This is a genomic window from Candidatus Marifrigoribacter sp. Uisw_064 (assembly GCF_047730175.1).
Lineage (GTDB): Bacteria > Bacteroidota > Bacteroidia > Flavobacteriales > Flavobacteriaceae > Marifrigoribacter.
The window spans coordinates 581,747-594,194 of the sequence record NZ_CP159833.1; the positions used below are offsets into that span (position 1 = coordinate 581,747).

14 protein-coding genes and 1 tRNA gene are annotated in these 12,448 nt (G+C 32.3%); 5 read left to right on the forward strand and 10 right to left on the reverse strand.

All coding sequences use genetic code 11. The annotated features are described in order from the left end of the window. Positions 1–19: 19 nt before the first annotated feature. The gene (locus ABXT64_RS02605; protein WP_443633830.1) at positions 20–589 is read left to right on the forward strand and encodes a YceI family protein; all 570 of its coding nucleotides are present in this window, start codon (positions 20–22) and stop codon (positions 587–589) included. A gap of 89 nt (positions 590–678) precedes the next feature. Next, positions 679–1,245 (forward strand): anthranilate synthase component II, encoded by a 567-nt coding sequence (locus ABXT64_RS02610; RefSeq protein ID WP_443633831.1) that lies wholly within the window; start codon positions 679–681, stop codon positions 1,243–1,245. 1 nt (position 1,246) lies between these two features. Here the strand turns inward: ABXT64_RS02610 and ABXT64_RS02615 are convergent, their stop codons facing one another. The 4 genes from ABXT64_RS02615 to ABXT64_RS02630 form a co-directional block, all read right to left on the reverse strand. Further along, the gene (locus ABXT64_RS02615) at positions 1,247–1,906 is read right to left on the reverse strand and encodes a uracil-DNA glycosylase family protein (RefSeq protein ID WP_443633832.1); all 660 of its coding nucleotides are present in this window, start codon (positions 1,904–1,906) and stop codon (positions 1,247–1,249) included. Beyond that, the gene (yaaA, locus tag ABXT64_RS02620) at positions 1,906–2,667 is read right to left on the reverse strand and encodes a peroxide stress protein YaaA (protein ID WP_443633833.1); all 762 of its coding nucleotides are present in this window, start codon (positions 2,665–2,667) and stop codon (positions 1,906–1,908) included. The genes ABXT64_RS02615 and yaaA overlap by 1 nt, the downstream gene beginning before the upstream one ends. 99 nt (positions 2,668–2,766) lie before the next feature. Beyond that, on the reverse strand, positions 2,767–3,831 hold the full coding sequence (locus ABXT64_RS02625) for an RluA family pseudouridine synthase (RefSeq protein WP_443633834.1): 1,065 nt from the start codon (positions 3,829–3,831) through the stop codon (positions 2,767–2,769). Next, on the reverse strand, positions 3,818–4,444 hold the full coding sequence (locus ABXT64_RS02630; RefSeq protein ID WP_443633835.1) for a PASTA domain-containing protein: 627 nt from the start codon (positions 4,442–4,444) through the stop codon (positions 3,818–3,820). The genes ABXT64_RS02625 and ABXT64_RS02630 overlap by 14 nt, the downstream gene beginning before the upstream one ends. 96 nt (positions 4,445–4,540) lie before the next feature. Between ABXT64_RS02630 and ABXT64_RS02635 the strand changes: the two genes are divergently transcribed. Both ABXT64_RS02635 and coaD read left to right on the forward strand, forming a co-directional pair. Then, positions 4,541–5,518 (forward strand): D-alanine--D-alanine ligase, encoded by a 978-nt coding sequence (locus ABXT64_RS02635; RefSeq protein WP_443633836.1) that lies wholly within the window; start codon positions 4,541–4,543, stop codon positions 5,516–5,518. A gap of 122 nt (positions 5,519–5,640) precedes the next feature. Beyond that, entirely contained in the window at positions 5,641–6,093 is a 453-nt protein-coding gene (gene coaD, locus ABXT64_RS02640) for a pantetheine-phosphate adenylyltransferase (RefSeq protein ID WP_443633837.1), read from the forward strand. A 68-nt stretch (positions 6,094–6,161) separates the two neighbouring features. Here the strand turns inward: coaD and rpsT are convergent, their stop codons facing one another. From rpsT to proS, 3 genes are all read right to left on the reverse strand, one after another. Beyond that, complete coding sequence (gene rpsT / locus ABXT64_RS02645; RefSeq protein WP_443633838.1) at positions 6,162–6,413, reverse strand: 30S ribosomal protein S20; 252 nt, start codon at positions 6,411–6,413, stop codon at positions 6,162–6,164. Positions 6,414–6,431: 18 nt separating this feature from the next. Further along, positions 6,432–6,503 (reverse strand) — tRNA-Glu (locus ABXT64_RS02650). A gap of 77 nt (positions 6,504–6,580) precedes the next feature. Beyond that, positions 6,581–8,053, reverse strand: coding sequence for a proline--tRNA ligase (proS, locus tag ABXT64_RS02655; protein WP_443633839.1), 1,473 nt, complete (start codon positions 8,051–8,053; stop codon positions 6,581–6,583). A gap of 101 nt (positions 8,054–8,154) precedes the next feature. On the opposite strand from proS, the gene ABXT64_RS02660 reads away from it, so the two are divergent. Beyond that, entirely contained in the window at positions 8,155–9,123 is a 969-nt protein-coding gene (locus ABXT64_RS02660) for a hypothetical protein (RefSeq protein ID WP_443633840.1), read from the forward strand. 101 nt (positions 9,124–9,224) lie between these two features. On the opposite strand, the gene ABXT64_RS02665 is transcribed toward ABXT64_RS02660, so the two are convergent. From ABXT64_RS02665 to ABXT64_RS02675, 3 genes are all read right to left on the reverse strand, one after another. Continuing rightward, positions 9,225–10,742 (reverse strand): S8 family peptidase, encoded by a 1,518-nt coding sequence (locus ABXT64_RS02665; protein WP_443633841.1) that lies wholly within the window; start codon positions 10,740–10,742, stop codon positions 9,225–9,227. 166 nt (positions 10,743–10,908) lie between these two features. Continuing rightward, positions 10,909–12,006, reverse strand: coding sequence for a CNNM domain-containing protein (locus ABXT64_RS02670; protein WP_443633842.1), 1,098 nt, complete (start codon positions 12,004–12,006; stop codon positions 10,909–10,911). Between the two features lie 79 nt (positions 12,007–12,085). Next, positions 12,086–12,406: a Sec-independent protein translocase subunit TatA/TatB gene (locus ABXT64_RS02675; RefSeq protein ID WP_443633843.1), complete on the reverse strand. Its 321-nt coding sequence runs from the start codon at positions 12,404–12,406 to the stop codon at positions 12,086–12,088. Positions 12,407–12,448: the final 42 nt, after the last annotated feature.

Below are 12,448 nucleotides of genomic sequence, written 5' to 3' on the forward strand. Positions count from 1 at the left end.
AATACTCAAAACAATAATTATGAAAAAAGTAATCAATTCAATTTTAGTACTAACTGTTGTAATAGGCTCTTTTGCTTTTACTACTTTAAATAAAAAAGAAATTAATGTAACTGAAAGTTCTATTAATTGGGAAGGATCAAAAATTACAGGAAAAACGCATACAGGAAGTTTAACATTACAATCTGGATTTATAGAAATGGATGGTGATGCAATTACAGGCGGAAAATTTGTTGTTGATATGACCTCTTTAAAATCTACAGACATGGAAGGAGAGTATGCAGAAAAATTGATAGGTCATTTAAAAAGTGATGATTTCTTTGGAACAACTAATCATCCAACAGCTATACTAGAAATTGGTAAAACAAAAAAAACTGAAGAGGGTTATAAAGTAGGAGCTAAACTTACAATAAAAGATAAAACTGAACCTGTTTCTTTTATACTTGTTATGCATGATGATAGAGCTTCTGCAAAGCTTTCATTTGATCGTTCAAAATTTGATGTAAAGTATGGTTCTGGTAGTTTTTTCGATAATCTAGGAGATAAAGCTATTTCAGATATGATTGATTTAGAAGTAAATTTAGTGTTCTAAGTAAACCTATATAATTTATTAAAGGCTTACCAAAAAGGTAAGCCTTTTTTTTTATATTTCAGTTATATTTGCACAAACCACATCGTTCTATGAACATCGTTGTAATAGATAATTACGATAGTTTTGTATATAATTTAGTTCACTATCTAGAAGAATTAGATTGTAACGTAACTGTACTTAGAAATGATTTATTTCATATTGATGATTTGACAGATTATGATAAAATCGTACTCTCTCCTGGTCCAGGAATACCAGATGAAGCAGGTTTATTAAAGGAGGTAATTAAGACCTATGCTTCAACTAAAAGCATCTTAGGGATTTGCCTTGGTCATCAAGCCATAGCCGAAGTATTTGGCGCTACCTTAACTAATTTAGAAGAGGTGTTCCATGGTGTTGCTACAAAAGCTAAAATTCTTGTAACAGACGAAATATTATTTAAAAATATTGATGCTGACATTGAAATTGGCAGATACCATTCTTGGATTGTTTCTGAACAAAATTTTCCTGAAGTTTTAGAAATAACTTCTAAAGATGAAGAAGGAAATATTATGTCGCTTCGCCATAAATTTTACAATATAAAAGGGGTACAGTTTCATCCAGAAAGCGTACTAACTCCACAAGGTAAAATATTGATGAAAAATTGGTTAAAAAGTTAATCTAGAAATGCTTTTTGTATTGTTCCACCCTAAAATCTATGGTAGTTTTTGAAGGGTATTTTAGTTTCATTTCTTTGTATTTCTGAAGACTCCCTACTGCCCTATTTGCAGCTCCAGAAGGTGCTATTAATGAAACCGTCTTTATCTTTCGCAATGATTTTGGTAAAATTACTTCATGAATCCTTGGCACTTCACTTGAAATATTCGTTAACGAAATACCATATTGTTTAAGATATCTTCTGAAAAAATATTCAGGACCATTTTTACTATTTCCTCCTGTAAAAAGTAAGGTAGTTACTTTAGGATACTTTTCTAACACTGAAATTAGGTCTCTTAACACTACATCCTCCATTCCAATATCGGAAGCATCAATTTTTTTTCGTGTTGCAGAAGCGACTATATCACAAATACCAATGTTATTATTGGTTAAAAAATCTTTCCGTTGTGAGATTGCAACATCTGTATTTTCATAGACCAAGCCTATGGTAAAAATTCGATCTAGGATTGGCCATAATTGTCCGTCACGACTTCCATAGCAAAAATGAACATCATTAGGTTTTAGTTCCTTAGTAGTGAATCTTGGAGGTGGTAAAGTGCCAACTATTAATTTAGTGGCATTTTCAGGAATAAAAGGAGGGTATGGATGTGTATGCAAAAACATTATCGAACAAAAACGGGTTCGTTTTCATTTAGAGTAAATTCTTCACTAAAACCATAACCGTCATAATTAAAACCTTTTAATTCTTCTAAAGTTTCAACATCATCATCAATGATATAACGCACCATACTTCCTCTGGCTTTCTTAGCGAAAAAAGAAATGATTTTTAACGTACCGTTTTTATAATCTTTAAATACAGGAGAAATAACCGGAACGTTTATTTTCTTAGGTTGTATGGCTTTAAAATACTCTTTACTTGCAAGATTTATTAAAAGTTCATCTTCCTTTAATTCATCATTTAACGCATTTGTTAACGTAGCACCCCAAAAACCATATAAATTTTTATTTTGATTAATAGCTAGTGCCGTTCCCATTTCGAGTCGATAGGCTTGCATTAAATCTAAAGGACGTAATATACCATACATGCCCGATAGGATTCTTAGTTTATCTTGAAGTACCTCTAACTTTTCAACAGGCAAAGAATTAACATCCAATCCGATATAAACATCACCCGAAAAAGCATATACTGCAGGTCTTGCATTTTCTTTTGTAAAGGGTAGTGAGAAATCTTGATACCGCTGATAATTTAATTCAGCTAGCTTATCACTAATCCCCATTAATTCTTTAATTACATTTTTAGATTTAGAAGCCATTTTATCATTCAACAGCTGAGCTTGCTCTAAGAACATTGGCTGAGTGGTTATTTTTGTAGGTAATTTACTTTCAAAATCTAAACTCTTCGCAGGAGATATTACAATTTTCATAGGGAATGCTTTTCTTCAAATTTACTAAAGAAATAGCAGATTAGCGTAAATCTATATTGAATAAAGTAATAGCTTAATAAATCGAAATGATATAGTTTTCTAAGAAGTTGAATTTTTTGAATAACTTCTCCATTTCTCAATGCATTGCTCAATATCTTCAGGTATAGGAGCTTCAAAACGCATCATTTCACCGGTCGTTGGGTGAACAAATCCTAAAGTTCTTGCATGTAAGGCTTGTCTTGGCAATACTTTAAAACAATTGTCTACAAATTGCTTGTATTTAGTAAATGTAGTACCCTTTAAGATCTTATCACCTCCATATCGTTCATCATTAAATAAGGTATGTCCAATATATTTTAAATGAACTCTTATTTGATGAGTACGACCAGTTTCTAGACGGCAAGAAAGCAAGGTTACATAACCAATCTGCTCTATAATTTTATAATGAGTTACCGCTACTTTACCTTTGTCTGCATCATCACCATAAAAAACAGTATTCTGTAATCTATTTTTTGGATGTCGTCCAATATTACCTTCTATCGTTCCAGTTTCTTCTTTTACATCGCCCCAAACTAAAGCTACATATTCTCTTTCTGTCGTTTTATTGAAAAATTGCTTAGCTAAATGCGTCATTGCTTCTTCAGTCTTTGCAACAACTAATAAACCACTGGTGTCTTTATCGATTCGATGTACTAATCCTGGACGATTACTACTATTATTAGGAAGGTTTTCGAAATGAAAAGTTAGCGCATTTATTAAGGTTCCACTATAATTTCCATGACCTGGATGCACCACCATTCCTGGAGGTTTATTAACTACTAAAACCGCATCATCTTCATAAACTACATCGATTGGAATATCTTCAGGCACCAATAAAAGCTCATATGGAGGATGTTCAAAAAGAACAGTAACTACATCATTTGGTTTTACTTTATAATTAGATTTTACAGGAGCATCATTTACATGAATATTACCATCTTTAGCAGCTTGCTGAATTTTATTTCGAGTCGCATTCTCAATATAATTCATTAAGTATTTATCTACTCTAAGCGGTTGCTGCCCTTTTTGTGCAACAAAACGAAAATGCTCATATAAATCGTCTGATGAAGGATCTTGAATAGGTCCTTCCAGGTTTTCTTCCTCTGTAATATTATTGTTCTCCATCTTCATCTTTTTTTTCAGTTTCTAAAGAACTTTTATCTCCTTCATTTCTCCCTTGACTTAATCCACCATCACCATCACCCAACACTAAATCAATTACAGAAGTTTTTGGAAGCAAGGCTCCTTTTTCTAATTTCTTCCCTTTATGTCGAAGCTCTAATACTTCATCTATTGCAATATATCTTCGATAAGTAACTTTGCCAATTTTAAAACCCATCGCTACTAAAGTAGGTTCTGCTTGTCTTCTGGTTCTACCAACAACTTCAGGGATTTTAAGCTCCTTGTAGCCGTTCGGGTTTAATGTTAAATATATTTTACGGTCTTCTTTTACAAATTTTCCTGCTTTAGGTATTTGTTCAATAACTGAATATTTAGGATATTCCGGATTATAATTTGCTGAATCTAATATAATAAAACGTAAATCTAGCTCATCTAATTTTTCTTCTACAGCATTTAATGATAATTTAGCTAAGTCTGGAACTTCAATTTGTTGATTGTGATTTGTACTCATTCTAAGCCACCAAAGAACTATGATCATCAATAAAATTAAAACACCAACAGCCATTGCCAATTGTTTTAAAAATGCTCTAGTAAACAAATATTTAATAAATGTCATACGTTAATTATTATAAGGCAAAAATATGAAACCTAAATTACTATCTTTATAAGGATTAATGATATTTTTGTTAAACGTCTTTTTTACTAATTTGTTATGAATAAAAAACATGTAGCCGTCGCAATGGGCGGATATTCTAGTGAGTTTGAAATTTCACTTCAAAGTGGCAGTGTGGTTTGCGAATCACTTGACCCTCAAAAATATTATATATATCCGGTACATCTCTTAAAAGATGGCTGGAATCATGTTTCCGTAGAAGGAAAAAAATTTCCTGTAAACAAAGCTGATTTTAGTTTTTCTAACGGAAATGAAACAATTGTACCCGACATTATTTTTAATGCCATTCACGGTACTCCTGGCGAGGACGGTTACCTTCAAGCCTATTTATTTTTAATAGGCATTCCACAAACTAGTGCTGAGTTTTATCAGGCTGCATTAAGTTTTAACAAAAGAGATTGCCTTTCTGTTTTAAAAGGCTTTGGTGTAAAATGTGCCACATCATACTATATCAATCAAAATGAAGCCTATTCAGAAGAAGAAATTATAAATACCGTTGGACTCCCTTGTTTTGTGAAACCAAATAGAGCAGGCTCTAGCTTCGGAATAAGTAAAGTTTATCGAAAAGAAGAGATCGTAACCGCAATCAATAAAGCCTTTGATGAGGATTCTGAAATAATTATTGAAACCGCACTAGAAGGAGTTGAAGTTTCTGTTGGTGTTTTTAATAATAAAGATGAAATTATTGTTTTACCAATAACTGAAATAGTATCAGAAAACGATTTTTTCGATTATGAAGCTAAATATTTAGGAAAATCAGATGAAATTACTCCAGCAAGAATTCCTGAAAATGAAGCTGAGAAGGTGCGAACCGAAATTAAAAGAATTTACAAACTTTTAAATATGACGGGAGTAACTCGAAGTGAATTTATAATTCAAGAAGGCATTCCTTACTTAATAGAGATTAATACCAATCCTGGAATCTCAAAAGAAAGTATTATTCCTAAGCAAGTGAGAGCATACGGTTTAACTTTAACTGAATTTTTTGATATCCTAATTCAAAATGTCCTAAAATAATTTGATTACATTTATAGTATGAAACGAGCATGTTAAAAAACTTAACATCCAATAAAGTCACAAATAGCGAACAGCATGAATGTAGTGAGCTTGTCGAAGTATGACCTATAAAAAAAATACACATGAAAAAAGCTGTTTTTCCTGGTTCTTTTGACCCTATAACATTAGGTCATGTCGATGTTATAAAAAGAGGACTAAACATTTTTGATGAAATAATTATCGCGATTGGCGTAAATGCAGATAAAAAATATATGTTTTCACTTGAAGAAAGAATAAAACATATTGGAATTGCATTTAAAAACGAACCAAAAATTAAAATTAAAAGCTATGCAGGTTTAACCGTAGATTTTTGTAAGTCTGAAAATGCTTCATATATTTTAAGAGGATTAAGGAATTCTACCGATTTTACGTATGAGCAATCTATTGCTCAAGCAAACGCAACTTTAGCAGAAATTGAAAGTGTCTTTTTAATTTGTGCTCCAGAAGTTTCTTTCATTTCATCATCTATCGTTAGAGATGTGATTAGAAATAAAGGTGATTATAGAAAAATGGTGCCAAATGGAATTTACATTTAAATATAGAGCACAAAAAAACTCCTTCAGAATTAACTAAAGGAGTTCAATGTTTTAAGAAACTTAGCCTCTTATAAAGACGCTACGTGCTTAGCCATGTTTGATTTTAAATTAGCTGCTTTGTTAGAATGTATTACATTCTTCTTAGCTAATCTATCAATCATAGAATTAACAGATGGAAACAATGTTTCTGCATCTTTCTTAGTAGTTAATTCCAAAAGCTTCTTCATAGCATTACGAGCCGTTTTATGTTGGTGACGGTTACGTAAACGCTTTACTTCGCTGTTTCTAATTCTCTTTAATGCTGACTTATGATTTGCCATTTTATTTCTAAATTTTTGTAGTCCGTAGGGGAATCGAACCCCTGTTACCAGGATGAAAACCTGGCGTCCTAACCCCTAGACGAACGGACCATTCTTTTTAATTGCGGATGCAAAAATACAACTATTTTTTAATGCTACAAATGTATGGTGATTTATTTCAAAAAAAATTAATATGCTTTTGCAAATAGCACTAAGTTTTTTGAAGGTTTCCCAGTAACCATACACGTTCCTTCTTCTTTTTTCACATCTAAAGGAATACAACGAATGGTCGCTTTGGTTTCATTTTTAATTTTGTCTTCAGTTTCAATTGTACCATCCCAATGTGCTAAAATAAAGCCACCTTTAGCCTCCAACACTTCTTTAAATTCATCATAACTAGATACTTCAGTTGTATTTTCAGTTCTATAGTCTTTAGCTTTATTATATAATTTCTCCTGAATTTCATCCATTAAGCCAACAACAGTTTCCACAACAACATCTTTAGAAACAAATTGTTTTTCAAAAGTATCTCTTCTTGCTAATTCAACTGTACCATTTTCTAAATCCTTTGGTCCAATTGCAATACGCACAGGAACTCCTTTTAATTCATATTCATTAAATTTCCATCCTGGCTTATGGGTATCTCTGTTATCATATTTAACTCTAATCCCTTGGCTACGAAGTGATTTCATCAACTCATTTGCAACCACATTAATTTCTTCTAATTGCTCTTCTCCTCTATAAATTGGAACAATCACTACTTGATCAGGCGCTAAATTTGGAGGCAAAACTAATCCCTTATCGTCACTATGCGTCATAATTAGCGCACCCATTAATCGAGTTGAAACTCCCCAAGAAGTAGCCCAAACATGATCTAACTTACCATCCTTTGCTGCAAATTTTACATCAAAAGCCTTAGCGAAATTTTGACCTAAAAAGTGAGAAGTACCAGCTTGTAATGCTTTTCCGTCTTGCATTAATGCTTCAATACAATAGGTTTCTAATGCTCCAGCAAAACGCTCGCTTTCAGTTTTCAACCCCTTAATTACTGGCATAGCCATATAATTTTCTGCAAATTCAGCATATATATCTAACATTAGTTCCGCTTCAACTATTGCTTCTTGTTCGGTAGCATGAGCTGTGTGACCTTCTTGCCATAAAAATTCTGCTGTACGCAAAAATAAACGAGTACGCATTTCCCAACGAACTACATTTGCCCATTGGTTAATTAATAATGGTAAATCACGATAAGACTGAATCCATTTTCTATAGGTATCCCAAATTATAGTTTCTGAGGTAGGTCGAACAATTAATTCTTCTTCTAATTTAGCATCAGGATCAACAATAACCCCTCCTTTTCCATCATCTTTCAACCTATAATGGGTAACAACAGCACATTCTTTTGCAAAACCATCTACATGACTTGCTTCTTTACTGAAGTATGATTTTGGTATAAACAGAGGGAAATATGCATTTTGATGCCCAGTTTCCTTAAACTTTCTGTCTAATTCGGCTTGCATTCTTTCCCAAATAGAATATCCATATGGCTTAATAACCATACATCCTCTTACCCCTGAATTCTCCGCTAAATCAGCTTTGATAACAAGTTCGTTATACCATTTTGAATAATCTTCGTCTCTTTTTGTTAAATTCTTAGCCATAGCATTAATTTGGCACAAATATTGTGTTTTTAAAAATAAACTTTTAGTTCTCGGCAAAACTAACTATTTTTATAATGTCCAACAATTAAAATGCTATTGTTATGAAAACCTTTTCCATTTCTTTCCAAAAATCCATTCCTTTATTTATTATAGGAATGTTCGTTTTAATCTTAACTTCTTGTGGAACCCATAATTCGGGTTATTCTAGTACTGACAGAACTAATGACACAGATGAAGCTACTTCAACAAATGAAGACACAGAAGCTTCAGAAAACAATAAATCCAATTATTACAAACAATATTTTAAATCGAAAGAATCTGCATATGCTGGTGTTCTTGAAGAAGAAACAGAAGAAGGTGCTATTTTCACAGATATAGATGCGTATCATTCTTCTGAAACATTAGGCGAAGATGGATATGTTATTATAGAAGAAAAAGAGAATGAATACGAAGAAGGTTACGGAGCCTGGGGGAGTAATTCAGATAATGTGACTATTAATGTCTATGGAGGCCATAATGGATATAATTACGGATATTGGAACAGACCTTTTTCACGGTATGGTAATTCTTGGGGCTATCCATTTTACAGACCATTTTGGGGTGTAGGTTTAGGTTGGGGAAATCCTTATTGGGGTGGACATTATTATCCATATAACCAAGGATATTATGGCTATGCAAATCATTACAACCATTATAATAGTTATGCTTATAATAGAGGAAGAAGTAATACTGGAATTTCTTCTAGAAATTCAAGAGGTAGATCTTCAAATGTAGCTAGTAGAAGAGGGAATTATTCTCGTTCAGAAGTAACACGAAGATCTAATTCTAACGTATCTAGAAGATCAAAAGGAACTACTAATACAAGGCCAACACAAAACACGACTCGAAGAAAAAGTGCCAATGTAAATACCAACAGAAAAACTTCTCCAAATAAAACAGTAAGAAGAAGTAATACAACAAGAAGATCTAACAATTATTCTCGCCCTGCAACAAACGTAAGAAGATCAAGCCCATCAAGATCTAATGGAGGAAGCAGTAGAGGCTCATCAGGTAAAAGAGGAAGAGGATAAAACATATTATAATTGCAATAGTTTAAAGAGCCTGTGAAATTAATTTCATAGGCTCTTTAGGTATATTATACTTTTCTAAATTATTATTCTACTATAGGAAACTATTGAACCGCTTTTAAAGCATTAATATTTCCATAGCCTTTAGTTTCATCTTGATTTGGGTAAAACTCAGAACTTCGTCTCATTTTATTTAATACATAACTGCGAGGCCAATTTGGATGTATAGACCAAACTAATGCTGCAATTCCCGCTACTGTAGCAGTCGCTACAGAGGAACCTCCAACATAATCTGTATCGCCATCATAAAAGCCTAAAACTGTTCCTGTTCGACTATCATTATTATCGCGTTCCATCACAATTGTAAATTCTATTTTACTACCATCATGGCATGAATCACATTGCTGATAAGTACCGCTGTCTGTAATTCCTGTTACTGCAACTATTTCAGACATACTCGCAGGAAAAATTACTGGATACCAATTTGTTATTTCAGTAGAGGTTCCTCCAGCAGCAAAAATTAACTTTCCTCTTGCATGTGCATATCTAACAGCATCACTTACATTTCCTATAGACCAAGGATATCCAACTGACATAGAAATAATTTTAACATCATCTCTATTCCCTAATGCTATTAATGCTTCTTCCACTCCTTTTCTTTCATGATAATCATCTAAAAGCACATCTTCCGTTGCACGATAAGAAACCAAATTAGAGTTATATGCTACCCCCACAGGCATAAAATTATCATTGCGAGGAGAAGCTATCGTTGACCCCATACTGGTACCATGACCACATTTATCATGTGGGCCATCATAATTATCGGACCAAGGCCATATAGAATCTATAAATGTTCCATATTTCTGGATAGTTCGACCATTGCTATATCCATCATTAAAATTGGATCCTAAAAGAGGTTGGCTTTCAGAAATTCCTGTATCTATTAAACCTACTGTTATTCCTGCACCCGAACTATATGCCCATGCTTGCTCAATATTATGTTGATCGAATGTCCAGCTTATAAAAGATTTTGGTGCAATGATTCTATAATCATCTGTGTTTAATGAAGTACCCTCAAATCCACAACCGCTAGAGGATCTTTCATTTTGAGGATACACTTCATTTGTGAAAAATGAATATCCATTTGGCTCTAAATATCTAATATCACTTCGTTTTCTTAATTCTGAAATAGTTTCAATTGTTGACACTTTTAAATCAATTACATTTAAAATGTCATCGTCTTCAATTAAAATAGTTTTTAACGTTGTTTTCTCAAAAGCTAAAATTTCTTGAATAATTTTATTTTTAGAATTTAAAAGGCGTTGATTATCTGAAGTTCGAAAACTCTCCCCCTTATTTCCATAACCAATGGTTAAAATATTATCACCATGAACTGTTGCACTCCACAATACCTGATCTGTAACATTATCCCAACTAAAATTTCCTGTAGTTTTTAATAGACTATCTATGATGGAATTTATTTGAACTATAGTTAATAGCTCTTGTGTAATAGCTGTTTTTTGATTTGCTTCATCTTCAGCTTCTACTATTAATGAATCTTGAGTACAGCTCACAATAGATAAAAATGCAATAAAAAATAAGAGTGATTTTAATCTTTTCATTTTTAGATGGCTTTGTTAATTTGTTCAATTTATGAAAAAAAACATCAAATTAAAAATCTAAAAATTCAAATTTTTAAGCTATCGCATTTACAATTAGGCTAATTTTTGCCTCTATGCTTATTTTTAAAAATAACAGATAGGCATTAACCTCAAAAGGGTGAGTGCCTTAATTTTGGTCAAAGTCTTTGTTTTTTTCTTCAATAATACCAATTTTTTTGGCTCTAACCTCCCAGTTTTTTCGAGCCATTAATTGCAAGTCTTCAACATGGTCATTTTCATCCATAATCTCTAGGCCTAGAAGAGTTTCAATAACATCTTCCATAGAAACCAAACCACTTGTGGTACCATATTCATCTACCACCAAAGCAATATGTTCTTTTTCAGAAATAAATTTTTCGAATAATTCTGGGATAGGGAGACTTCTGTTCGTTACTAAAATTTCGCGTGTCAAACTGCCTAATTTTTCTTCCCCATTACCATTAATAATAGCTTCTAAAATTTCATCTTTTAACACAAACCCTGAAATGGCATCTACGGTTTCCTCGTATATCGGAATTCTTGAAAATCTAAGCTTTGGGTATTCATTATAAAATGCCTGAATAGTTGTTTCTGAATCAGCTGTTACTAACACAGTTCGGGGGGTCATTATATCTTTTGCTAACACCTCTTTAAACGTTAATAAGTTTTTAATGATAGTGCTTTCATTTTCTTCAAAAAGCCCTTCTTCCTCAGCCATATGTGTCATTGCATGAAACTCTTCTCTACTTAAAATTGAGCCATGAACATTTTTCCCTCCAATTAGTTTTGTTGTTAATTGAAGTAACCATAATATTCCAGTCCATTTTAATGGAAAAATAAGTACTGTTAATGCTTTTGATGTAAAATTAGCAAGTTGTTTCCAGTAGGTTGCACCGATTGTTTTTGGTATGATTTCTGAAACAACTAATATTAAAATAGTCATAATTGCTGAAACAATTCCAACAATATTAAAACCTAAAATATTTACTTTATATTCTAAAGTTTCAGCTTGCACCCCTACTAAAATTGCACCGACAGTATGAGCAATAGTATTTAATGTTAAAATGGCAATTAATGGTTGGTCTAATTCTTTTTTTAGAGCATCTAAAACTTTAGCGTATTTTTTACCTGCTTGTAGTTGTAAATTAAGATATGTGGGGGTTATACTCAATAATACTGCTTCCAATATTGAGCATAAAAATGAAAAAAATATAGATATTGTTGCGTAAAAAAGAAGTAAAGACATATTAAATCTTATTGTTTCTGCTAAAATAATTAATTAGAATTTAATAAATAACAAAGTTAATAGACTTATAAAAAAATAACTAAAGCTTACGCTTCACAGAACCAAACCTATCTTCAATTTCGTCTCTAACGCCCTCAATTTCTTTGGTTACATTTTTGGTGGCATCCTTGATGTCTGCAGAAAAATCTTTTGTGATATCTAAATCTAGCCCTTGTTTTTCGGCACTTTTTGTTATTTCACTCTTAATGTCATTTGTTGCATTCTTAATTTGACGCATACCTTTCCCTAATCCTCTAGCAATTTCTGGTACTTTATCAGCACCAAAAACTAAAAGCACTACAAAGAGTATGAAAAATATCTCTGCACCACTTATAAACATAGGAATTGTAAGTGAAATCATATTGCAAATATACGGAACATAAAAAAAGCCTTGCTTATTCAG